The organism is Geomonas anaerohicana (assembly GCF_016458305.1).
Classification (GTDB): domain Bacteria; phylum Desulfobacterota; class Desulfuromonadia; order Geobacterales; family Geobacteraceae; genus Geomonas; species Geomonas anaerohicana.
Window position 1 is genome coordinate 1 of record NZ_JAEMHL010000011.1, and the last position, 22,781, is coordinate 22,781.

Annotated in this window: 17 protein-coding genes; 11 read left to right on the forward strand and 6 right to left on the reverse strand. The window is 62.0% G+C overall.

Translation table 11 applies throughout. The features are described 5' to 3' along the window. Positions 1-1,379 (reverse strand): tetratricopeptide repeat protein (locus JFN91_RS17610; RefSeq protein WP_199390473.1); only part of this gene is annotated, 1,379 nt, incomplete at its 3' end. A gap of 334 nt (positions 1,380-1,713) precedes the next feature. On the opposite strand from JFN91_RS17610, the gene JFN91_RS17615 reads away from it, so the two are divergent. Further along, positions 1,714-2,394 carry a YkgJ family cysteine cluster protein gene (locus tag JFN91_RS17615; RefSeq protein WP_199390474.1) on the forward strand — a complete coding sequence of 227 codons (681 nt, stop codon included), beginning with the start codon at positions 1,714-1,716 and terminating at the stop codon, positions 2,392-2,394. 185 nt (positions 2,395-2,579) lie between these two features. Here JFN91_RS17615 and JFN91_RS17620 read toward each other — a convergent pair whose 3' ends face one another. Continuing rightward, positions 2,580-3,974, reverse strand: a complete 1,395-nt coding sequence (locus tag JFN91_RS17620; protein ID WP_199390475.1) for a tetrathionate reductase family octaheme c-type cytochrome — start codon at positions 3,972-3,974, stop codon at positions 2,580-2,582. 307 nt (positions 3,975-4,281) lie between these two features. Here JFN91_RS17620 and metE point away from each other — a divergent pair, with 307 nt between their 5' ends. Continuing rightward, the gene (gene metE / locus JFN91_RS17625) at positions 4,282-6,582 is read left to right on the forward strand and encodes a 5-methyltetrahydropteroyltriglutamate--homocysteine S-methyltransferase (protein WP_199390476.1); all 2,301 of its coding nucleotides are present in this window, start codon (positions 4,282-4,284) and stop codon (positions 6,580-6,582) included. A 218-nt stretch (positions 6,583-6,800) separates the two neighbouring features. Here metE and JFN91_RS17630 read toward each other — a convergent pair whose 3' ends face one another. Both JFN91_RS17630 and JFN91_RS17635 read right to left on the reverse strand, forming a co-directional pair. Continuing rightward, a complete protein-coding gene (locus JFN91_RS17630) occupies positions 6,801-7,064 on the reverse strand; it encodes a DUF3553 domain-containing protein (RefSeq protein ID WP_199390477.1) in 264 nt (87 codons plus the stop codon). A gap of 171 nt (positions 7,065-7,235) precedes the next feature. Then, complete coding sequence (locus JFN91_RS17635; RefSeq protein ID WP_199390478.1) at positions 7,236-7,436, reverse strand: cold-shock protein; 201 nt, start codon at positions 7,434-7,436, stop codon at positions 7,236-7,238. A 380-nt stretch (positions 7,437-7,816) separates the two neighbouring features. Here JFN91_RS17635 and JFN91_RS17640 point away from each other — a divergent pair, with 380 nt between their 5' ends. Then, positions 7,817-7,987: a hypothetical protein gene (locus tag JFN91_RS17640; RefSeq protein WP_199390479.1), complete on the forward strand. Its 171-nt coding sequence runs from the start codon at positions 7,817-7,819 to the stop codon at positions 7,985-7,987. 36 nt (positions 7,988-8,023) lie between these two features. Continuing rightward, positions 8,024-8,935: a lysophospholipid acyltransferase family protein gene (locus JFN91_RS17645; RefSeq protein ID WP_199390480.1), complete on the forward strand. Its 912-nt coding sequence runs from the start codon at positions 8,024-8,026 to the stop codon at positions 8,933-8,935. Between the two features lie 158 nt (positions 8,936-9,093). Here the strand turns inward: JFN91_RS17645 and JFN91_RS17650 are convergent, their stop codons facing one another. Further along, the gene (locus tag JFN91_RS17650) at positions 9,094-9,555 is read right to left on the reverse strand and encodes a cupin domain-containing protein (protein ID WP_199390481.1); all 462 of its coding nucleotides are present in this window, start codon (positions 9,553-9,555) and stop codon (positions 9,094-9,096) included. Between the two features lie 188 nt (positions 9,556-9,743). Between JFN91_RS17650 and JFN91_RS17655 the strand changes: the two genes are divergently transcribed. From JFN91_RS17655 to JFN91_RS17685, 7 genes are all read left to right on the forward strand, one after another. Continuing rightward, entirely contained in the window at positions 9,744-10,214 is a 471-nt protein-coding gene (locus JFN91_RS17655; RefSeq protein ID WP_199390482.1) for an Lrp/AsnC family transcriptional regulator, read from the forward strand. Positions 10,215-10,260: 46 nt separating this feature from the next. Then, a complete protein-coding gene (locus JFN91_RS17660; RefSeq protein WP_199390483.1) occupies positions 10,261-11,529 on the forward strand; it encodes a diaminopimelate decarboxylase in 1,269 nt (422 codons plus the stop codon). A gap of 440 nt (positions 11,530-11,969) precedes the next feature. Further along, positions 11,970-13,352: an ABC transporter substrate-binding protein gene (locus JFN91_RS17665; RefSeq protein WP_199390484.1), complete on the forward strand. Its 1,383-nt coding sequence runs from the start codon at positions 11,970-11,972 to the stop codon at positions 13,350-13,352. Positions 13,353-13,373: 21 nt separating this feature from the next. Then, on the forward strand, positions 13,374-15,113 hold the full coding sequence (locus JFN91_RS17670) for a PAS domain S-box protein (protein ID WP_199390485.1): 1,740 nt from the start codon (positions 13,374-13,376) through the stop codon (positions 15,111-15,113). Then, positions 15,110-17,605 carry an MASE3 domain-containing protein gene (locus JFN91_RS17675; protein WP_199390486.1) on the forward strand — a complete coding sequence of 832 codons (2,496 nt, stop codon included), beginning with the start codon at positions 15,110-15,112 and terminating at the stop codon, positions 17,603-17,605. The genes JFN91_RS17670 and JFN91_RS17675 overlap by 4 nt, the downstream gene beginning before the upstream one ends. Further along, positions 17,602-18,003: a response regulator gene (locus JFN91_RS17680; RefSeq protein ID WP_199390487.1), complete on the forward strand. Its 402-nt coding sequence runs from the start codon at positions 17,602-17,604 to the stop codon at positions 18,001-18,003. Before JFN91_RS17675 ends, JFN91_RS17680 begins: the two co-directional genes overlap by 4 nt. After that, a complete protein-coding gene (locus JFN91_RS17685; protein WP_199390488.1) occupies positions 18,000-20,075 on the forward strand; it encodes a response regulator in 2,076 nt (691 codons plus the stop codon). The genes JFN91_RS17680 and JFN91_RS17685 overlap by 4 nt, the downstream gene beginning before the upstream one ends. A gap of 68 nt (positions 20,076-20,143) precedes the next feature. Here JFN91_RS17685 and JFN91_RS17690 read toward each other — a convergent pair whose 3' ends face one another. Further along, the gene (locus tag JFN91_RS17690; protein WP_199390489.1) at positions 20,144-22,645 is read right to left on the reverse strand and encodes a putative bifunctional diguanylate cyclase/phosphodiesterase; all 2,502 of its coding nucleotides are present in this window, start codon (positions 22,643-22,645) and stop codon (positions 20,144-20,146) included. Positions 22,646-22,781 lie beyond the last annotated feature (136 nt).

Below are 22,781 nucleotides of genomic sequence, written 5' to 3' on the forward strand. Positions count from 1 at the left end.
GCGGCCTTTTCCGCAGCAGCTTTCTTAGCAGCGGCCTTCTCTTCTGCCGCTTTCTTGGCAGCGGCTTTGTCAGCAGCAGCTTTTTCAGCAGCGGCCTTCTTGGCAGCCGCCTTCTCGGCAGCGGCCTTTTCCGCAGCAGCTTTCTTAGCAGCGGCCTTCTCTTCTGCCGCTTTCTTGGCAGCGGCTTTGTCAGCAGCGGCTTTTTCCGCAGCCGCCTTCTTGGCAGCCGCCCTGTCGGCAGCGGCCTTTTCCACAGCGGCTTTCTTAGCAGCGGCCTTCTCTTCTGCCGCTTTCTTGGCAGCGGCTTTGTCAGCAGCGGCTTTTTCCTCAACGGCCTTCTTGGCAGCCGCCTTGTCGGCAGCGGCCTTCTCTGCAGCTGCTTTCTTTGCCGCAGCGTAATCCGCGGCTGCTTTCTCGGCAGCGGCTTTGTCAGCAACAGCTTTTTCCGCAGCGGCTTTCTCAACTGCAGCTTTGATGACCGCCGTCCGCTCAGCAACTGCTTCCTCGATAGTTGCCGGTCTTGCAGGGGATGCCTTAGGAGCAGCCTGGTCTGCAGGTCCTTTTCCAGCAGCCGCCTCTTCAGCAGCTACTCTCTGAGCAGCCACTCTGTCCGCGGCCAGTTTGTCAGCTATCGTCTTGTCGGCAGCAGCCTTCTCCGCAGCAGCCTTCTCCGCAGCAGCCATCTCTGCAGCGGCCTTTTCTGCAGCGGCTTTGTCAGCAGCAGCCTTATCTGCGGCAGCCTTGTCAGCGGCAGCCTTATCAGCGGCAGCCTTGTCAGCGGCAGCCTTGTCAGCGGCAGCCTTGTCAGCGGCAGCCTTGTCAGCGGCAGCCTTGTCAGCGGCAGCCTTGTCAGCGGCAGCCTTGTCAGCAGCAGCCTTATCAGCAGCAGCCTTGTCAGCGGCAGCCTTCTCTGCGGCAGCCTTCTCTGCGGCAGCCTTCTCAGCGGCAGCCTGCTCAGCGGCAGCCTTGTCAGCGGCAGCCTTGTCAGCGGCAGCCTTGTCAGCAGCAGCCTTGTCAGCAGCAGCCTGCTCTGCAGCAGCCTTTTCCGCGACAGCTTTCTCTGCAGCGGCTTTCACAGCGGGTGGCGCCGCTACAGGTTCCGGCTCGACAAGTTGCGGCGGTTGCTGGCTCTGGTCCTGCGCCAACTTGAGCAGGCCCGGTTCCAACTTCTCCGCTGCCTTCGGGAAATCTTTAAGCAGCGTCTTCACCGTCTTCACCGCTTTGTCATCCCTTGACGTAGCCGCGTAGCACTTTGCCAACATGGCAAGGACTTCCTCACGTTGCGGCGTGTTCGGAAATTTCTTCAGGAGCCTCTCCAGCCACGTAGAGGCGAAATAGTAACTGTTCTCCTTGTAGTGGTTCCTGGCCTGGGCAAACATCGACGCTTCGTCTGAGTCTGCAAAAGATACGGAAGGAACAATCAGACAGGCCAGTACGAGTGCCACTAACAGCATGCGCATGGTGCTCATTCAAAACCTCACATGTTTCAATAGAGTCTACAGTCTTGGTGCAGCTGAGACAGAAAGGGGTAGTCTTTCTGAAATTTTGCCAAGATTAGTGTACACGAAGGTCAATGTCAAAGAATAATTTAAGGAATATCTGACCTGAAGAAGTCAACTCGGCTCCTCTGTGAGAGTTGAGATTGCCCCCACCACTGTTTTTTGCAGATTCCACCACGTGACAGTTGCATTTCCTTGAGTACAATCTTGCGATATGAAAACCATCGAGTCATGGCATGAAGAGCAATTCCGCACCGAAATCAGAGCACGAGTGGTCGAGGCTTTAGGAAAGGGCGCCGACGCAACGAGGATGGCAAGTACCTTGGCAGCGTCTGCGGACAACGCACAAAGTTTTTGCGTCGGCCGTCCCTACGCCTGCGCCGCCGGCTGCCCGCACTGCTGCGTGCTGAACGTCGCAGTGTTACTCCCTGAGGCGACGACGATAGCGCTGTGGTTGCGTGAAAGTCTTAGCGGTGAAGAGCTGGCGGGGCTGCAAAAGCGGCTCGGTACGCACCGCTCGTGGGCGCGTTGGATGGACGATGACGAGCGGATCCTGAAGCAGATGGCTTGTCCACTGCTGGACCAGTATGGCGCCTGCAGCGTCCACCCCGTGCGTCCCCTGGCCTGCCGGGCCATTACCTCGCTGGACAGCCAGAGCTGCCGGGAAGCTTTTCGCCCCACAGTGACGGACGAGGACCGCCTGGTGCCCGCCGACCTGTTCCGCAAGGCGGTCTTCGACGCCGCTTTCACTGCCGTCGCCTCCGCGCTGCGCCAAGTCGGCCTGGATGACCGCAGCATCGAACTAGGGACAGGTGTGCTTGCTTTCCTTGAGCACCCGGAATTGGTGCAAGCGTTTCTGGGAGGGGAGAGAATGCCGCAAACTTTGTGGCTGTAAGGTGCTGAACCGACAAAAGGCAAATCCCCCCCGCCCCCCCTTTCACAAGGGGTGAACGCAATCCACGTGGGTCGCTTCGTAGGTAGCATCTATCATGGGACGCAATTTCCATTTCACCCAAAAAAGAAGGGACCAGCCGATGGGCTGATCCCTTTTTCTTTTTACTTACTGCGCTGCTGCTCTGATTAGCCGCGCGGGTCCTTGGTGTAGCCGAGACCTTTCCAGTCGATGCGACCGTTCTCGCCGTGACAGTTCTGGCACCTGAGAGCCTTGTCCTTAGGCACCACCATGTGGTTCAGCGACCACACGGTCGTCGTCTCTACCCAACCGTACTTGCCGCTGTAAGGAAGTCCCGCTTCTCTCATGCCCGCTGTGATGGCCTTGTTCCAGTCGAACTTCACAGAGTAGGCGCTGTCGTTTTCGGCGGGACCGATGATGTTGGGAACGGCCACCGTCAGGTTCTCCAGATCGTAGGGCTGCTTGGCCTGCATCACCTTGAAGGGGAAGATCCTGGAATCGGGATCGCTGCGCTCTCCACGGGGCGCGGAAAGCCGGACCACCTTGGAGGGATCGATCTTGTCGCCCAGGAAGACGCGCTCCACGGTCCCGTTGTACCACATCAGGGTCGGCGTCAGGTCCTTGCCCAGCACCAGGTCCCCCCTGGCCTTGTCATAAATCCTGAGCGGGTCGCCGCCGGTCTTTTGATCCTTGCCCGCGGTGGACCAGTCCCAGGAGAGGACGGTGGGGCTGCCCTTGGCGTAGGTCGGGATGTGGCAGGTCTGGCAGGCCACCCTCTTCATGTGCTTGTTGAGAATGGCGATCTTGTGCAGGTCGCCTTTATGGCAATCGGTGCACCCCATGGCGCGCGGCCCGGAGCCGGGGGACACGGAGATGGCCTCCCCTCTCACGTCGTGGTTGGCCGCCTTGTGGCAGGACTCGCAGGTGAGCCCTTTGGCTCCCATGTGGACGTCGAAGTCGGGGGTCGGGTTGCCCAGGTTGGCATCGAGGTCGCCGTGCTTGTAGTTTTCTCCGCCGCCGCTGTAGAAGTGGCAGTTGCCGCAGGCGGCACGGGTCGGGCGCGAGATGGACTGGGTGGCGTAACCCAGGTCAACCGGTTCCCACACCTTGCCGGCAGGGTATTCCTTGTGCTCGCCGGGGTAGACCGGGTGCCCTGCTCCCAGGGCATACTTCTTATAGGTGCCGCTGGTGTCATGGCAGATCAGGCAGTCGATGTTCTCGGTCTTGGTGAAATCGAAGGAATCGTCCTCCCAGCCGTAGCCGGCATGGCAACTGGTGCAGCCGGGGAGGTTGGAGGGGACCGCGAGACAGAAGGAATTGCCCAATGCGTTTTTCTTACCGTAGTCGACGGTCTTGCCGTTCAGGTTCTGTTTTTTACTCCAGTTCCAGTGGACGGTCTCCGTGATTTGCTTGGTGAGTTTTTCATGGCACCCGGAACAGGTCCTGGTCACCTCGGGCCCGTCGTGGAAGGGTCCGGAGAAGACGCGGTGGGTTCCCTTGAGAGCGGCATCCGAGGTGGAGGCACAGGCCAAGGCGAGAAACAGCAGCAGGTATTTCCTCATGTGTGAGACCTCGCGATCTGGATCTTTGGGCAGACGCTCCGCACAAGAGCAGGGTCGGCAGATCAGCCATGCGCCCCTTCCCTTTTTTACCGCTGAACACATTATATTTGATGGTTGGTCTAGTCAATGACAAATTGCTCCGAGTGGTTATGAGATGCCAACGCACCGGTTCCTCCCCTTCCTGTGTTCCGTCGCAACGGCCAAGAGAGAAGCTGCACATCCAAACGAAGCTGCTACAATTGTCACTTTGTCGTCCAAATCTGTCGCACGCTTTTTCATTTTCCACAGCATGCGGAGGAGAAGCACTATGCCAGTCCTTGCCACGGTATTAGGCCACCCGAGAATCGGTATCGCAAGAGAGTTGAAGAAGGCGCTTGAGGCTTACTGGAGCGGAGCCTCCCCGGCAGAGTCGCTCATGGCGACTGCACAGGAGATCCGTACCCGGCACTGGTCCATGATGAAGCAGGCGGGGTTGGACCAGATCCCGTGCAACGACTTTTCCCTCTACGACCATATGCTGGACATGGCCGTTACCGTCGGAGCCATACCGGCACGGTTTCGCAGCATCGCCGATCCCTTGAACCGCTACTTCGCCATGGCTCGCGGGGTTCAGGACCGCGGGGCCGGCATCGACCTTTCCCCCCTGGAAATGACCAAGTGGTTCGACACCAACTACCATTACATCGTTCCGGAGCTCAGTGCGGACCAGTCCTTCGCGCTCGACCCCACCAAGATCGCCGCAGAACTTGCCGAGGCACAGGCGCTGGGGATAGTGCCCCGCCCGGTGCTCCCGGGCCCGATCACCTTCCTGAAGCTGTCCAAGTTTGCCGACAACGTCTCCGGCATGGACACCCTGGACCTGCTGCCGCGCCTGCTCCCGGTCTACGAGGAATTGTTGGCGCTGCTTTCCGGCCACGGCGTGACCTGGCTCCAGCTCGACGAACCCTGCCTCTGCTTCGACCTGGACCCGCGCACCGCAGAGGCGTACCGCACTGCCCTGGGGCGGCTGGCCGCCGCGGCCAAACGCCCCGCCCTGCTGGTCGCGTGCTACTTCGGGTCCATCGGCGAAAACCTTGCCCTGGTCGCCGACTCGGGATGCGAGGCGCTGCATGTCGACCTGGTGCGCGCGCCGGCGGACCTCGAAGCCGTGCTGCCGGCACTGCCGCAGACGATGAAGCTGTCGCTCGGGGCGGTCGACGGGCGCAATATCTGGCGTGCGGACCTGGAGCAGGCCCATCGTTTGGTGCGGCGCGCCGTCACTACCCTCGGCAGCGAACGCGTCATGGTCGCAACCTCATGCTCGCTGCTGCATGTCCCCGTCGACCTCGATGCCGAAACCAGGCTCGACGCGGAACTGAAGAGTTGGATGGCATTCGCTGCGCAAAAGGTCGCCGAGGTGCGGGTTCTAGCCGACGCAGCCGGACAGGAACAGCCGCAGGGGGCCGTTTTCGAACAGGCAGCAGCGGCACTTGCCCGGCGCCGGGCAGCCGCAGCCGCCGACAACCCGGCAGTCCGGCACAGGGCGGAACAGGTAACCGAGTCCATGTCCAGGCGCAACACACCCTTCGCCGAGCGCAGCGCACGGCAGAAGAGCCGCTTCGACCTTCCCCTGCTCCCCACCACCACCATCGGCTCCTTCCCTCAATCTAAAGAGGTGCGCGAGGCCCGCTCGAAGTGGCGTAGCGGCGCACTCGACGGCCAGGGGTACCAGGACTTCCTGCGCGCCGAGATCAGGCGCTGCATCGAGAGGCAGGAGCAGCTCGGGCTGGACGTGCTGGTGCACGGCGAATTCGAGCGCACCGACATGGTGGAGTACTTCGGCGAGCAGTTGGACGGCTTCGCCTTCACCCAGAACGGTTGGGTGCAGAGCTACGGCTCGCGCTGCGTGAAGCCGCCGGTCCTCTACGGCGACGTGGCCCGCCCCCGCCCCATGACCGTGGAGTGGAGCAGTTACGCCCAATCGCTCAGCAAGCGCCCGGTGAAGGGGATGCTTACCGGCCCGGTCACCATCCTGCAGTGGTCCTTCGTACGTAACGACCAGCCCCGCTCCCAGACCTGCCGGCAGATCGCGCTCGCGCTGCGCGACGAGGTGGCCGACCTCGAGCAGGCGGGTATTGCCATGATCCAGGTGGACGAGCCAGCCATTCGGGAAGGGCTGCCGCTGCGCCGTCGCGACTGGGACGAGTACCTGGAGTGGGCGGTGGCCTCCTTCTGCATTGCCACTGCCGGGGTGAGCGACGAGACCCAGATCCACACCCACATGTGCTACTCGGAATTCGGCGACATCCTCCCCGCCATCATCGCCATGGACGCCGACGTCCTCTCCATGGAATCGTCGCGCTCCCGGATGGAACCGCTGGAGCATTTCCGTCAGCACGGCTATCCCAACGACGTCGGCCCCGGCATCTACGACATCCACTCGCCTCGGGTTCCCACCGTGGAGGAGATGACGACGCTGCTGCAACTCGCGGCCGAGGTCCTGCCGGTGGAGCGGCTCTGGGTGAACCCGGACTGCGGCCTGAAGACCCGCGGCTGGCCGGAGATCGAAGCGTCTCTCGCCAACATGGTGCGGGCTGCGCTGGAGGTGAGGGCGCGGCTACAGCAGTAGCCTGCCCTCTTCGGGAGAAGGGAATAGGCAATCCCCTCTCCCTCTGGGAGAGGGCCAGGGTGAGGGCGCTTCACAGGCAAAGGCTTGCCTCACCCGCCCTCCGGGCACCCTCTCCCAGAGTGAGAGGGAACTGGGGAGAGGGAATACTTTGGGAGAGAGAGCATAAAAAAGGGACCGGCCTCGTGGCTGGTCCCCTTTTTTATCGTTTGGCGTCTCCCCTACCCTTTTTTCTGCCGGGCCGCTGCTGCCTTCGGCGCCTTGGGCACCCTGACAGGCTTGTCCTCCGGCTTGGCGGGAGGCGGTGGAGTGAAGGAGGCGGGCGCAGCGGGCAGTAGACTGCCGAAATGGGAGGCGGCTATCTTCCTGAACACGCCGTCATTGAAATGGATGGATGCCTGGTTCTCTCCGATCTCGACGACCTTGCCGACTCCCCATTGCACAGCGCCACAATGGCTTACTACGTCTCCTCGCTTGATGGTCATGTCATTCCTCCGCTTCTCGTTGACGAGTTCCCACCCGCCCCGGACTCAGGGGACCGCTTAACCAAGCGACCACCAAGCCCCAAAAAGTTGCGGCCCCTGGAAGGTCCAGGGGCCGCAACGTAAGTGACGCCGTTCACGGGCAGTGCTTGCACCACCCCGCCGTTCCTTTGCCTAAATCTTTCTGACGTTGGCTGCCTGAAGACCCTTGGGCCCCTTGACGACGTCAAAGCTGACTGCGTCGCCTTCCGCCAAAGACTTGAACCCGTCGCCGGTGATGGCCGAGAAGTGGCAGAACACATCCTCTCCGCTTTCCTGCTCTAAAAAGCCAAACCCCTTGCTGTCGTTAAACCACTTTACGGTACCGTTTGCCATTATTAAATCCCTTCTCCTGACTTCTTTTTCTGTTTTTTCAGACCGAATAATTGCGGCTGATGTATTAAACTAACAGCATGGCATTGGATAAGCAAGCTATTTAAATATTTCCGCAACTATTTTTATCGGGCTGCTGACATGAGCAAACTCTTTATTTTCACCTTATGGTAATTTTGGAAATAGCGGATGGACAGTAAATAAGCGAGCAATTACGGTTGACTTGAGGAATAAATTCGGACCGCAGATTCTGTTAATACGATTAACCTTGCTATTGGTAAGGTTGTCATTCAGTATGACCCGTCGAAAAATAGCAAAAAAAAATCTCGGGGTAGTTTTTTCCTGCCCTCTGAGCTACCGGCGCATTTGGAGAGGAAACCGACATGGCTAAGCCGAATTTCAAGTTTCAGAAGCGCCAGAAAGAGCTGGACCGCAAAAAAAAGCAGGACGAAAAGCTGTTGCGCAAGCAGGAAAAGACGGGCCAGGGCGCCGAAGATGACCTCTCCCCGGACGACGAAAGCGACGAGGATGCAGCAGCCGTACCTGAGGCATAGCGCGGTCACCACACGTTTTTCCTGGAGTCAAAATACATGCAACGCCTCTTTTGGATGGTCGAAGCTGCCGTCTTTTACTGCCTCACCCTGGTTGTTGCCGTCACCCCTGTCGTGTTACTGGAGCGCTGCGTCATCCCGCTCGGCTTCGTCCTCTCCCGGCTGGTGCCCGGCCGCCGCACCGTGGTCGACGATAACCTGAAGAACGCCCTCCCTTTTCTGGAGCAGCACCCGCTCTGGAGCGCCTGCCACCACGACGGGCGGTTGCTCGCCCAGGCGAGTTTCGAGCACCTGATCCAATCCCTGACCGAGATCTGCAAGCTGTACCATGGACGTGGTGACGGGTTGATCGACGGCATCGAGGTGCGGGGGTACCAGCATTATGAGGCGGCCCGGGCCAAGGGGAAAGGTGTCATCTGCTTCAGCGGCCACTGCGGCAACTGGGAACTGATGGCGCTCGCCTTCAGCCGGCTCTTCGGCAACGGCGCGGTGGTCGCCCGCCGACAGAACAACCCGTTCCTGAACAGGATGGTGGAGCGGATGCGCATGAGCTACCGTAGCCGCATCATCTACAAGAAAGGTGCGATTCGCGGCATACTGAACGCACTCAGGTCGGGGGAACTGGTGGGAATCCTCGCCGACCAGGCAGCCAACCCGGAGGACGGCGTACTCATCGAGGTAATGGGGCGGACGGCGTGGGCGTCCAAGTCGCCGGTGCTGATCGCCCGGAAAAGCCGCGCACCGCTGCTCCCGGTCTTCATCCACCGCGAGGGGGGGCACCACGTGATCACCTTTCACCCCGAGCACATCTTCTCCGGTGACGAAAGCGACGCCGGCACGCAGAGGGAAACCCAGGCGCTGTCACGGTACGTGGAGAACTTCGTGGCCGCCCATCCCGCGCAGTGGTACTGGGTGCACCGCCGCTGGAAACGGGCCGGAGCCCCCGCCTGAGCGGACCGCCGCCGCGGCTCGTCCCCTATTCCCAACTCGGTTGCCGCATAAGTTCAGCCTGCGCCGCCCGCAGTACCCGCCACGCACAGATGCAAAAAGGGACCAGCCCACCGGCTGGTCCCTTTGCCTTGCCTGCTCTTAAGTTGTCTGCTGCGCGCCTACTTGGCGCCCTTCGCCAGGTGCATACTCCACGGCCCGCGCGTCGCTATCTGCAGGACGGTTTCCTCGTCCACCCAGGCGTTGTGCACCGTCTTGGGCGGGATCGCGAAGTAGCTTCCCGCCGGAAGCACGGTCGGGTTATCCTGCGTCACCCCCATGGCCAGCTTTACGGTGCCGGAGATTACCGTCACCCGTTCCACGTTGCCGTGGTAATGAGCCGGAATCTTAGTACCTGCCGGCAGCTTGATCCTCGCCACAAAGAAACCCGGCTTTGCCATATCCCCGTCGAGAACGGCCATCTGTGCGCCGGGTATCGCCGTCGGACCGGCGTGCCACTTCACCTGGTCCGGCAGTACCATCACCTGCTGCACCGGGGCCTTGCTTACCTTCTTCTCCGCCGCCACACCAACGGCGGTCAGGGAGAAGAAGACCATCATCAGGAACAGCATCGTCCTTTTCATGACTCTACCTCCTCAACAGCCTGACAATCCTCGTTTTATCACCGACCTATCCTCTATTGTACGGTCCCCGCCCCCGCCAGCACCAGACAATTCTCCCGCACCGCCCGGCACACCAGGTCCATCCGAAAATAATTCTTTACAACGTATGACAATATGAATAAAATTCGCATCGAAAGGTGTAAACGAGAATGTTCGACGAAATAGACATCCACATACTGGAGATTCTTCAGGAGAAGGCGAGGATCCCGAACGCGGAGGTCGCCCGCCAGGTAGGGATGGCCCCTTCCGCAGTACTGGAGCGGATCCGCAAGCTCGAGGAGCGGGGCATCATCGAGGGGTACGAGGTGAGGCTCAATCCCGCCTGCTTCCACCAGGGGCTCTCCGCCTTCGTGCAGGTCGAGGCAGACGGGACCGACGCGCAGACCGCCACCGCCCTGGCCGCCATCGCCTCGGTGCAGGAGGTGCACCAGGTGGTGGGCCCCGACGGTTTCCTGGTCAAGCTGAGAACCGCCGACCACACCACCCTGTCCCGGATCCTGCAGCAGATCAGGCCGCTGCCGGGGGTGAGGTCGATCCGGACCCAGGTGGTCCTGGAAACGGTCAAGGAAACCAGAAGGGTGGATCTAACGGAACCCAACGGCAACGGCCGTAACTCTTAATCAGGCACGTTACGCAGCTACCATCAATAGAAGGAGAATCAAAGTCATGCCGATGTCCGCTTCTTTCAAAGAACGTCTGTTCCCCCGGATCCCCGCGATCCAGCAGCATTTCCAGACCCCGTTCCACATCTACGACGAGGCGGGCATCCGCGAGACCGGCGCTGGCCTCATCAAGGCCTTCTCCGGCATCCCCGGCTTCCGCGAGTTCTTCGCGGTCAAGGCGCTCCCCAACCGTGAGATCCTGAAGCTCATGAAGGAGATGGGCTTCGGCTTCGACTGCAGCTCCATTCCGGAACTGATCCAGGCCCGCGAGCTGGGCGCGAAGCCGGAAGACATCATGTTCACCTCCAACAACACCAGCCCGGAGGAGTTCGAGTTCGCGGCCAAGGACGGCGGCTGCATCCTGAACCTGGACGACATCTCCCTGATCGACAAGGTGCCGGTCTTCCCGGAGCTGATCTGCTTCCGCTACAACCCCGGCCCGCGCCGCACCGGCAACGTCATCATCGGCAACCCGGAAGAGGCCAAATACGGCGTCTCGCACGACCAGGTGGTCGAGGCCTACAGAAGGGCGAAGGCACGCGGCGCCAAGCGCTTCGGCCTGCACACCATGGTCGCCTCCAACGAACTGGACTACACCTACATCGTGGAGACCGCCCGCATGGTGCTCGAGGTGGCCGAGGAGGTCGAAGCGGCACTGGGGATCCAGTTCGAGTTCGTCAACATCGGCGGCGGCTTCGGCATCCCCTACCGCCCGGAGCAAAAGGCGCTCGACCTCCCCACCATGTCCAAGGAGATCACCGCGATCTTCGACGGCTTCCGCGCCCGTCACGGCCACGCCCCCGCCATGTACATGGAGAGCGGCCGTTTCATGACCGGCCCCCACGGCGCCCTGGTGGCCACCGCCATCAACAGCAAGGACACCTACAGAAAGTACATCGGCCTGGACGCCTGCATGTCCTCGCTGATGCGCCCGGCGCTGTACGGCTCCTACCACCACATCGACGTGGTCGGCAAGGAAGGGGTGGAGCGTAGCGAAGTCTACGACGTGGTCGGCTCGCTGTGCGAGAACAACGACAAGTTCGCCATCCAGCGCGACCTTCCCCCCATCGAGGACGGCGACCTGGTGGTGATCCACGATTCCGGCGCCCACGGCCACGCCATGGGCTTCCAGTACAACGGCAGGCTGCGTCCCAAGGAGCTCATGCTGCGCGCCGACGGCCGGGTGGAGCTGATCCGCCGCGCCGAGACCGTCGAGGACTACTTCGCCACCTACAACTTCGAGCCTTCCGTGCTCCCCCCCGCAGGCGCCTGATTCGAAGCTTTCCAATGATCGACCGGGCGAGGCGCGCGCCGCGCGCCTCGCCCTCCCTTCAGAAACCTCCCCCCCCAGAGAGGCCTTCCTCGTCCCCCATCCAACTCTCCACAAACTTCATCCGATACCGTTTTCACTCACCACACGGGTTGGCAGTCAACCTTGCCGCTCCCCGGCATGGAAGACCCTTCTTATTTTTAAGTTCCAACAGTCATAGAGCCACCACTGCAAAAACAGGAATGCCGACTAAAAGTATCGCTGCTTTCCATTTCTCCTTATTGATATGCGGCGTGATGCGGCTAATCTGATACTTATTCATCCAACTCCCTCGCACCACGAGTTTGGGGAAGGCACCGACACTGATGAGACTTCCGTATCACAGATGCGCACTGCGCCTTGATACCGGGTTACGGGGAGCCCTGCGCTTATTTGTGGCGGCTATGGTGACGTGTGCCTTCCTCGCGCCGGCCATGGTACATGGCGCAACGACAGGGGAAGCAGCGGCACGGGGCAACCCCGGCGCGGCGCCCACCTCCCCAAAAACCGGGCGCGGCTCCTGGAGCCTTGCCGAGGCGGCCAAGCCCTACCGAGGAGTGACGGTAAAGGTCTCCTTTCTGCCCAGACCAGGGTATCAGGCCGCCATCAAGCTGATCCCGGAATTCGAGAGGGTCACCGGGATCAGGGTCAACTGGGAACTGATCTACTACGAGGACATGCGCAAGTCGCTGGTGCTGGACTTCACCAGCGGCAACCCACGCTTCGACGTCATCCTGATCGACATCGTCTGGCTCGGAGAGTTCGCCTCTGCCGGTTGGGTCACGCCACTGGCCTCATTCTTCTGTGACCCGGCACTGGCCGACCCGGAGCTGGACCTGAAAGATTTCTTTCCGCTGCTGCTGAACTCACTCGGTACCTGGGACGGCATCGTCTACGGGCTCCCCATCGACAGCTACGCCGGCCTTCTTTTCTACAACCGGTGCCGGCTGCATGAAGCAGGCTTCAGCCGCCCTCCCGACACGTGGCAGGAACTCCTGGAGCGATACGCGCCGGCACTCACCACAGGCGACCGCTTCGCCTTCGCTTTGCAATCCCATGCCGGCGAGACCCAGTCCTGCGATTCCTTCATGCGTTTTATCTGGCCTTTCGGCGGATCGCTCCTTACCCCGGCTTTCACCCCCAACCTTTCCTCCCCGGGAGCGGTGGCCGGTCTCAAGTTCAGGCAGCAACTGCTGCGCTACATGCCCCCGGACGTGGTTGACTGGGAACACGAACAGGCGGTCCAGGCATTGGCCGACGGCAAAGTGGCCATGATCACGGAGTGGAGCGGCTGGTACAAATGGCTCGCGGACAGCAAGAGCTCCAAGACCTCACGCTGCCTCGGGGTGACCGTGGAACCTGCCGGCCCGGCGGGGAGAAAACCGGCTCTGGGCGGTTTTTCGCTCGGGGTGAATGCGCAAAGCAGCCAGCAGAAGCAAAAGGCGGCTTGGCTGTTCATCCAGTGGCTCACCTCCAAGAAGAAGGCCCGGGAGTTCACCTTGGCCGGTGGTGTGCCCGGGCGGCGCAGCGCCTACCTTGACCGCCGGCTCCAGAAACGCTTCCCGTACTTCGAGCCGCTGGTCACTTCATGGACCAGGTACGGCAATCCCCTCTACCGCCCCCGGTTCAAGGAGTGGCCTGCGATCTCCGGCATCATCGCCGAGACAGGTACCCGGATGATGCGCGGCGAGATCGGCGTCGACAAGGGGGCGCGCCAGATCGACGACCAGATCTACTACATCCTCTATGAATCGGGGTACTACGGCAACAAGCCCAAACTGCAGTAGCGCCATGGAAAGGGAACGCGCATGACCGAGCCGGTCACCAGATCCAGCAGCATCCTCACACGCCTGACGTCGATGGTCGCCGGTATCCTGGTCGCCGCGGTGCTGCTGGTGGGTTGCCTGGCCCTGCTGTGGCAGTACCGGCAACTGCACCAGGCGCTGAACACCAAGGGCACCACCCTGGTGCAGTTCATGGCCCAGGTGATGCCGCTTAGCATACTGTCCCTGAACTTCGTGCAACTCCACAACTACGTGAAAAAAGTGGTGCTTTATGACGAGGAGGCGGTGTATGCCATCGTGCTCAACGAGCAGCGGGCCCCGCTTGCCTTTTTTTTCAAGGAAGGCGACCCGCTGCTGACGGCCAAGTCCCGTGGTCTCGTCGCCGCCAGGATGCCGCTGCTTGCCGCTCAGGAGCTGAAAAACAGCGAACGGATACTTGAGGTGTCCGCGCCGATCCAGGCGGCGGAGAAGCGGATCGGCCAGGCGATCCTGGGTTTCAGCACCGAAAAGATGAGGCGGGCGCTAATGGTGCAATTCGGCCTCATCGGCGCCGCCCTGGTGGTCACCATACTGGGCAGCGTCGCGCTGCTGCGGGTGACGCTGCTGAGGCTTTTACGCCCGGTGCAGCAGTTGACCGCCGCGGCCACGCAGATCAGCCGGGGGGACTTGAACGTATCCCCGGCGAACATCGGACGCAGCGACGAAGTGGGTGTCCTCTGCAGGGCCTTTGAGAGCATGGCGGGACAGTTGCGTGAGCTGGTCGCCGGGCTGCAAAGCCGGGAGGATGACCTGCACCGCCTCACCATCTTTCAAAGCACCATACTGGACAACGCAGCCTACGGCATCATATCCATGACACCGGAAGGAGTGGTGAGCAGCTTCAACCGCGCCGCCGAGCGCCTGCTGGGCTACAGCGCCCAGGAGGTGATCGGCCTGCAGACGCCGGAGCTGTGGCACGACACCGAGGAGTTGCGGCAGCGCGCCCTGGAGCTGAGCCTTGCCAGCGGGCAAACGGTGGAGCCGGGCTTCAAAGCGGTGGTGGCGCCGGCCGCCGGCGGAGCGCCCGACGAGAGGGAATGGACCTTCATCCGCAAGGACCGCAGCAGGGTCCCCGTACTGTTCACAGTCACTGCGCTGCTGGGTGACAACGGAGCGGTCACCGGATTCGTCGGCCTGGGCTACGACCTCACCGAGCGCAAGCGTGCCGATGAGGAGCGCAGGGAAAGCGAGACGCGTTATCGCCGCATCGTGGACACGGCCATCGAGGGAGTCTGCACCTTGGCACCCGACGCCACCATAACCTTCATCAACGACAGGATGGCCGAGATGCTCGGCAGGCCCGAAGCGGAGATCCTCGGCAGGAGCCTGGCGGAATTCCTCTTCGAGGAGGACCTCCCCGACCACGCTCAAAAGATGGAGAACCGGCGCCTGGGCATCTCCGAGAGTTACGAACGCCGACTGCGCCGCATGGATGGAACGGAGCTTTGGACCCTGGCGTCGGCCACGCCGGTCCGGGACGAGGAGGACCGGTTCCTGGGGTCCTTCGGCATGTTCAACGACATCACCGAGCGCAAGCACGCCGAGGAGGAACTACACCGGCTGAAGGACGAGCTTGAACAACGGGTCCACCAGCGGACCTCCGAACTTGAGGAGAAGAACCGTGAACTGGAACGGATGAACCGGCTCTTCGTGGGACGGGAATGCAAGATGGCAGAACTGAAGCAGCGCATCAGGGAACTGGAGCAAGGGAGCGACGGCCCATGATCGGGGCGATCCCGGCAGACAGCCCCCCCCTCCCGGCGTTCCTGCTCCAAGTCGCCGCAGGGGGGGGCGTGCTCGCGGCACTGTGGGCCAGCACCCTCTACAGCTACGTCTTTTTCCATTGCCTGGTTGAGCTGATCACCATCGCCATCGCCTTCACCCTGCTCTCCATCTGCTGGCATACCAGCCGCTTTCTCACCGGTGGCTACCTGAAGCTGGTCGGCGTCGGCTACGGCCTGACCGCGGTCATGGACCTATTGCATACCCTGTCCTACAAGGGGATGGGGGTATTCCCGGGCTACGACGCCAACCTCCCGACGCAACTGTGGGTCGCCGCACGTTTCCTGCAGGCCATCCTGCTCTGCCTGGCGCCTTTGTTCGCCAAGCGCGACCTCGAGATCCGGCTCGTCCTGGTGATCGGTCTCGGCGCCATCTCCGGTGCCACGCTGCTCATCTTCTCGGGCTGGTTTCCCGACTGTTTCATCGAGGGGAAAGGATTGACTCCTTTCAAGATCGCGGCGGAGTACGCCATCTGCGCGCTGTTGCTGCTGGCGCTGTGCCTCTTCTACCGCATCCGCTCCATCTTCAACAGCGCCGTCTTCGCCCTCATCCTGACCAGCATCATCTGCACGGTCGGCTCCGAACTCGCCTTCACCGCCTACTTGAGCGTCGTCGGTCAGGCCAACCTGGTCGGCCACCTACTCAAGCTGGTTGCCTTCTATCTCATCTATCGTGCCATCGTGGTTACCGGGCTGCAGACCCCCTTGGCCCTCTTCTTCCGGGACCTGCAGCAGGCGGAACGGTCGGTGCGGCGGGAGCAGGAATTCAGCCGTTGCCTGCTGGAGAGCATCGCGGACGGGGTGGTGGCCTGTGACGCGGAGGGGATGCTGACGCTGTTCAACCGCACCGCCCGTGAATGGCACGGCCTGGACCCGATGCACCTTCCACCGGAGCAGTGGTCGCGCCACTACGACCTGTTCCGCGCGGACGGGGTCACGCCGATGACCACGGAGGAGATCCCGCTGGCGCGGGCATTCAACGGGGAGGTGGTCTGCGACGCCGGCATGACCATCAGGGCACAGGGGCAGCCGTCACGGCACGTGGTGGCCAACGGCAACACCATAATCGGCGCTGCGGGGGAAAAGCTCGGGGCGGTGGTGGTGATGCGCGACGTCACCGAACTGCACCGCCTCGAGCAGGAACTGCGCACCGCGAACGAAGAGCTGGAAAAACGCGTGGAGGAACGCACGGCTGAACTGCGCAAGGTGGCACAGGACCTCAAGGAGGCACAGCGCATCGCGCGCCTGGGAAGCTGGCGACTGGACCTGGTCACCGGCCGGCTCTCCTGGTCCGACGAGATCTATCGCATCTTCGAGATCGCCCCCGAGGGCTTCGGGGCGTCCTACGAGGCCTTTTTGCAGGCGGTGCACCCCGAGGACCGCGATGAGGTCAATGCCGCCTACCTCGACTCACTCAAAAACAGGACCCCCTACGCTATCGACCACCGGCTCCTGCTGCCGGGAGGCAGGGTGAAGCACGTTCACGAGCAGGGCGAGACCTTCTATGAAAACGGGACTGCCATGAGGTCGGTGGGAACGGTGCAGGACGTAACCGTGCAGAAAATGGCCGAGGACCGGCTGCGCAAACTCTCCGAGGAACTGGAGCAGCGGGTGCAGGAGCGGACCAGGGACCTGGAGGAGAAACGCGTGGAACTGCTAGCAAACCAGACGGCGCTGGTGAACCTGGTCGAGGATCTGAACCTGAAGACGGAAGAGCTGCGCGAGGCGAACTCCCGACTGCAGGAGCTGGACCAGCTCAAGTCGATGTTCATTGCCTCGATGAGCCACGAGCTGCGCACGCCGCTCAACTCCATCATCGGCTTCTCCAGTATCCTGCACGATGAGTGGCTCGGCCCGCTCAGCCAGGAGCAGAAGGAGAACCTGGCCATCATCCTCCGCTCGGGGAAGCACCTACTGACCCTGATCAACGACGTCATCGACGTCTCCAAGATAGAGGCGGGCAAGCTCGAGGTGCGCCGCGAAGAGTTCGACCTGCGGGAACTGCTGAGGGAGGCGCTGCAGTACGTTGAAAAGGACGCCCGGGAAAAGGGGCTCGACCTGCGGCTGGAACTGGGGGAACTCACGCTGGAGACCGACCGGCGCCGGCTGTTGCAGTGCGTCATCAACCTGCTCAGCAACGCCGTCAAGTTCACCGAGCAGGGCGCCATCGACATCAACGCCGCACGGGCCGACACCCGCGTGGAGATTACGGTCTCCGACAGCGGCGTAGGGATCGACGAAGCGGACCTCCCCCGCCTTTTCAAGCCATTCGTGCGCCTGCGCCCCCAGTTGGCCACCATACCGCCGGGGACGGGACTCGGGCTTTACCTGACCTGGAAGCTGGTCGCGGAGGTCCTGCAAGGCGAGATCACCTGCCGCAGCAGCCTGGGCCGGGGGAGCACCTTCACCTTACGCATACCGGAGCGCATATCATGACAGAGGTACTGGTAGTAGAGGACAACGTGGACAACCTGAGGCTGATAACCTACGCCCTGCAGCGGGGCGGATACCGGGTCGTCTCGGCAGACAGCGGCACCAGCGGGGTGGAACTGGCCCTGTCCATGAATCCCGCCTTCATCATCATGGACATAAACCTCCCGGACTTCGACGGCCTGGAAGCGACGCGGCGCATCCGCAGCAGCGAGGCGCATGGCAAGGTCCCCATCATCGCCATCACCTCCTATGCCATGGCCGGCGACATGGACAAGGTCCTGGAGGCCGGCTGCAACGGCTATTTCGAGAAACCCATCGACCCCCTCACGATTCTCGACAAGATCCACGCCCTGCTGCGGAGCATGCCCCCGGTCCGACACCAAGACGAGGCCAGACCATGAACGTCCTGATCGTGGAGGACAACCTGAACGACCTGAAACTGCTGCGCTACACCATGGAGCACCACGGCTGCGGCGTGACCGAGGCCCATGACGGTGAGGAGGCACTGGCCCTGGCGGCATCAAGCAGGCCGGACATCATCATTTCCGACGCCCTGATGCCGACGATGGATGGCTTCCAACTGCTGCGCAGGGTGAAGTCGGACCCCAAGCTCGCGCAGATCCCGTTTTTGTTTTACTCGGCGGTGTACACCGGGGAAGCGGAGGAGCAACTGGCCCGTTCCCTCGGAGCGGCCGCCTTCATTGCCAAACCGGTGGAACCGGAGCGTCTGTGGGAGCTGGTGGTGCAGGTCACCGGACCCCAGGAACCCGCCCAAGCCGGCCCTCCCGTCATCAGCGAAGAAGGGGAGCGCCTGCTGTTGGAGTACAGCCGCATCGTGGCAACCAAGCTCGAGGAAAAGGTGCGGGAGTTGGAACAGGCCCTGGAGCGGCAGCATCGCACCGAGGAAATGCTGCGCCAACGCGAGGAAGAGCTGGCCACCATCTTCGACAACGCCCCCTTCCTGATGCTGCTCATCGACGCCACCGGCAGCGTGCGCATGGTAAACCACCTGACCCGCAGCTTCAGCGGAGCCGCGCCCGGTGAGATCGAGGGGCACAGGACCGGGGAGGTACTGCGCTGCCTGAACGCCCTCAACAGTGAGGGAGGATGCGGCTTTGGCATGGCCTGCCCTGACTGCACCATCCGCAAGACCATCCAGCGCACCTTCGACACCGGCGCGAGCTGCCATCAGGTCGAGACCACCCTTACCGTGACCCGCCAGGGGGAGAAGCAGCAGGTGACCTTTCTCATCTCGACCACGCTGCTCACCCAGGGAGGGGCGCCGATGGTGCTGTTGAGCCTGCAGGACATAAGCGACTACAAGCGGATCGAGGCGCAGCTGCTCCACGCCCAGAAGATGGAATCGATCGGAACCTTCGCCGGCGGAATCGCTCACGACTTCAACAACATCCTTACCGCCATCGTGGGTTACGGCGAGATCACCCTGAAGAACCTGCCCCCCGACTCGACCTTACGCCAAAACATCGGGCACATGCTCACCGCGGCCCAGCGTGCCGCGGCCCTTTCCAAAGACCTCCTGCTCTTCAGCCGCAAGCAGATCAGCGAGAAGATAGCTGCCGATCTGAACGACATCGTCCTGGGGGTACAGAAGTTCCTTTTACGCGTGATAGGCGAGGACATCGTCTGCAGCTTCGACCTTGCCCGGAGCAAACTCCCCATCCTCGCCGATCCACACCAGGTCGAGCAGGTTCTGATGAACCTCGCCACCAACGCCCGGGATGCCATGCCCAACGGAGGCGCCCTCACCTTCAGGACAGCCCGCGAGACCCCAGGACAGGCGCTGATCCTGGAGCACGGCCTGTCCAAGGGGGAGTACGCAGTGCTGTCCGTCGAAGACAGCGGCAGCGGTATGAGCGAGGAAACGCGCCTCAAGATCTTCGACCCCTTCTTCACCACCAAGGAGATCGGCAAAGGCACCGGCCTTGGCCTGGCCGTAGTCTACGGCATCATCAAACACCATAACGGTTGCATCGCCGTGGAAAGCGCCCCCGGAGCGGGAACGACCTTCCGCGTCTATCTGCCACTGAACAACGCGGCGCTCGGGGTGCAGGAGTCGAAGCTCCCCGCAGGGGATGCGGAAGGAGGGGATGAGACCATACTGGTCGCCGAAGACGATGAGACTGTGCGCGAGATGGTGGCCGGCATCCTGACGGCGGTGGGGTATAGCGTCATAACTGCCCGGGACGGGGAAGAGGCGGTACGGAAGTACCGGGAAAACAGGGAGCGGGTGCGGTTGCTGCTGCTGGACGTGATCATGCCCGCAATAAACGGCATCGACGCCTACGAAGAGATCGCCGCCGTAAATCCGGCAATCAACGCTATTTTTGCCACCGGATATGCCAATGAGGACGTCCAGCAGCGGATACGGCTAAGCGCCACCGTCGCCCAGATCCCGAAACCGTTCCAACCCTCCCAACTGCTGGCCCAGATCCGACTCATGCTTGACTCGTGATGGTGCCGCGTCCCGGGGCGAGCCCGCCGGCGGTACGGCGCCACCGGCTGCGCAGCAGGAGGTCGGACTTACTTCTGCCCGGCAGGCCCGGCATCCGAGGCAAAGGCCCGCTCCAGGAAGCTGTCGGCCTCGGCGGCAGGCATCGGCCTCGCGTGCAGGTAACCCTGGACCTGGTCGCACTTACATGCCAGCAGTTTCTCCTGCTCATCCCGGGTCTCCACCCCCTCGGCGATGACCTTGAGCCCCATGCTGTGCCCGATGGCCACGATGGCCTTGATGATGCCGACGGCGTCGTCCCGGACGGTGACGTCCCTGACGAAGGACTGGTCGATCTTGATCCGGTCCACCGAGAAGTTCTTCAAATAGCTCAGCGAAGAGTAGCCGGTCCCGAAATCGTCGATGGAAATCTGCACCCCGAGCGACTTGAACATGCGCAAAAGTGCCACCGACTCCGCGGCTTTCTCCATGAGCATGCTCTCGGTCAGTTCCAGATCGAGGTACTGCGGCTCGAGCCCGACCTCGAGGAGCGTTCCCACCACCATCTCGGAGAACCCTTCCTGCATCACCTGCTTGATGGAGACGTTCACGCTTACCGATACGGGATACCCTTCCTGGTGCCACCGCTTGCACTGTGCACAGGCCTCATGCAGCACCCATGCTCCCAGCTCGTGGATGAGCCCGGTCTGCTCGGCGATGGGGATGAAGCGCGCCGGTGAGACCATCCCCAGGGTATCGTCGTACCAGCGGGCCAGAGCCTCCATGCCGACCACCCTCCCCTGCGCTAACTCGAGTTGCGGCTGGTAGTGCAGCACCAACCGGTCTTTTTTGAGTGCCTCGCGCAAAGCCGCCTCGAGCGCCACCCGCTCCTGGGCCTGCTGGTTCAGCCCTTGCGAGAAGAACTGGTACCGGTTCCCCCCGGCGCTTTTGGCCGCATACATGGCCAGGTCGCCGTTCTTCAAGAGGGTCGCGATGTCGTCGCCGTCTTCCGGGAAGAGGACGATGCCGATGCTGGCGCTGGAATAGATCTGCCGCCCCTCCACCTCGAAAGGCTGTTTGCCCAGGTCGAGCAGCTTCGTGCCCAGCTTGGCCACACCGTCCGCCCCCGACACCTGGCAGCACAGCAGGGCGAATTCGTCCCCCCCCAGCCTGGCGAAGGTGTCGCTCGCCCTGATGACGCTCCTGAAGCGCTGCACCACCAGTTGCAGCAACTGGTCGCCGGCATGATGCCCGAGGGTGTCGTTGACGTCCTTGAAATGGTCCAGGTCGAAGAAAAGAATGGCGAACATCTCGCCGTAGCGCTTGGCGCGGGCGAGCGCCTGGGAACAGCGGTCGTAAAAGAGGGTCCGGTTGGCCAGACCGGTCAACTGGTCGAAGTAGGCGAGGTTGTGGACCTCCTGCTCCGCTTGTTTGCGCAGCGTGATGTCGTGGCTCAGGCAGAGGAAGCGGTCCCTCTTTTCGTTGGACTCGAGCATGGTCGCCGACAGGTGTACGTGGATGACACGTCCGTCCTCGGTCACCAGGCTCGCCTCCCGTTCCACGAGCCCCTCCTGGCGCAGCACCGCGGCGATGTAATCGCTACCCAGGCTCGGGTCGACGAAGAGGCCGGCGAAGTCACGGCCAAGCAGTTCCTTCCTGGCGAAGCCGAACACCTCCTCCGTCGCCCGGTTCACGTCGAGGATAGCCCCCTCGCTGGAGACCACGGTGAGAGCCTCGGGCATGGTGGCGATGATACCGTCCAGGTATTTGTTGGTGGAGTTCAGTTGTTCCTCGGAATCCCGCAACCGCTGCACCATCGTGTTGAAGGAGGTGGAGACGGCCGTGATTTCGTCGTGCTCGGTTACCGGAACGACGACATCCCGCCTGCCGGCGGCGACCGCTGCGGCGGCGTCTTTGAGGATGCGGATGCGGCGGGAGACCTTGTAGGGAACGAACACGCTCAAAAGGAGGGCTGCGGTCAGCGCCACCACGGAGAGCACCACCGCGGAGACGATGGCACTGGAGACGCTTCGTACCGTTGCGGCCAGGGTCTGGTTCAGCTCGGTCATCTCCCGGTCATGCGCAGCGTTGACCGCCTGCAAAAAATCTTTCTCGGCCTTCTCGAAACGCTCCTTAGACTCGATCAACTGTGAGCTGCTTCCCCTCGCATCGACCACGGCGATGTAATCGCGGGACTCCTTCAACAGGGCGTGTCCGCTCAGATCCAGCCCCCTGGGCGCCCTCTCCGTGCCGTGTATCAGGGTCCTGCTGCAAAGATCGAGATTGGCAAGAAAACTCGCCCGCCCCTCTTCGAGCAGCCGCACCTCTTCTTCTTTGGCCTCCAGGTCCTCTTTCCCCTCGCCGTTTGTCGGCTGCACCGAGCTCAGGAAGGCGTACTCCATGGAGGAGGAAACGATGCGCAGCCCGGCGTAGCGGAGATCCTTGAGTACCAGCAGGTGGGGAATGACCTCTTTGTTCACCTTGTAGAAGCTGTCCCGCACCCTCTGTGCCCCGGATATCCCCCCAATGGAGATGAGGATGGTGGCACAGATGATGGCGAGGTAACTCAACAGCAATTTAAGCCAAAGTTGCATGCTACTCCCTCAGGTAGGAAGACTGGGACGGGTTCACTCATACCTATCGGCACGAGATCGGAAATCCTGAGTGAGGAAGTGTGAAGGGAGCGGCTTTATTGAATCAGGCGGGGAAAATAGATGGTGGAGGGCAATA

Bases quoted from the DNA above. Each gene is read 5' to 3' on its own strand.
- JFN91_RS17615 (WP_199390474.1), top strand. From the start codon at position 1,714: ATGAAAACCATCGAGTCATGGCATGAAGAGCAATTCCGCACCGAAATC.
- JFN91_RS17620 (WP_199390475.1), bottom strand. From the start codon at position 3,974: ATGAGGAAATACCTGCTGCTGTTTCTCGCCTTGGCCTGTGCCTCCACC.
- metE (WP_199390476.1), top strand. From the start codon at position 4,282: ATGCCAGTCCTTGCCACGGTATTAGGCCACCCGAGAATCGGTATCGCA.
- JFN91_RS17630 (WP_199390477.1), bottom strand. From the start codon at position 7,064: ATGACCATCAAGCGAGGAGACGTAGTAAGCCATTGTGGCGCTGTGCAA.
- JFN91_RS17635 (WP_199390478.1), bottom strand. From the start codon at position 7,436: ATGGCAAACGGTACCGTAAAGTGGTTTAACGACAGCAAGGGGTTTGGC.
- JFN91_RS17640 (WP_199390479.1), top strand. From the start codon at position 7,817: ATGGCTAAGCCGAATTTCAAGTTTCAGAAGCGCCAGAAAGAGCTGGAC.
- JFN91_RS17645 (WP_199390480.1), top strand. From the start codon at position 8,024: ATGCAACGCCTCTTTTGGATGGTCGAAGCTGCCGTCTTTTACTGCCTC.
- JFN91_RS17650 (WP_199390481.1), bottom strand. From the start codon at position 9,555: ATGAAAAGGACGATGCTGTTCCTGATGATGGTCTTCTTCTCCCTGACC.
- JFN91_RS17655 (WP_199390482.1), top strand. From the start codon at position 9,744: ATGTTCGACGAAATAGACATCCACATACTGGAGATTCTTCAGGAGAAG.
- JFN91_RS17660 (WP_199390483.1), top strand. From the start codon at position 10,261: ATGCCGATGTCCGCTTCTTTCAAAGAACGTCTGTTCCCCCGGATCCCC.
- JFN91_RS17665 (WP_199390484.1), top strand. From the start codon at position 11,970: ATGGTGACGTGTGCCTTCCTCGCGCCGGCCATGGTACATGGCGCAACG.
- JFN91_RS17670 (WP_199390485.1), top strand. From the start codon at position 13,374: ATGACCGAGCCGGTCACCAGATCCAGCAGCATCCTCACACGCCTGACG.
- JFN91_RS17675 (WP_199390486.1), top strand. From the start codon at position 15,110: ATGATCGGGGCGATCCCGGCAGACAGCCCCCCCCTCCCGGCGTTCCTG.
- JFN91_RS17680 (WP_199390487.1), top strand. From the start codon at position 17,602: ATGACAGAGGTACTGGTAGTAGAGGACAACGTGGACAACCTGAGGCTG.
- JFN91_RS17685 (WP_199390488.1), top strand. From the start codon at position 18,000: ATGAACGTCCTGATCGTGGAGGACAACCTGAACGACCTGAAACTGCTG.
- JFN91_RS17690 (WP_199390489.1), bottom strand. From the start codon at position 22,645: ATGCAACTTTGGCTTAAATTGCTGTTGAGTTACCTCGCCATCATCTGT.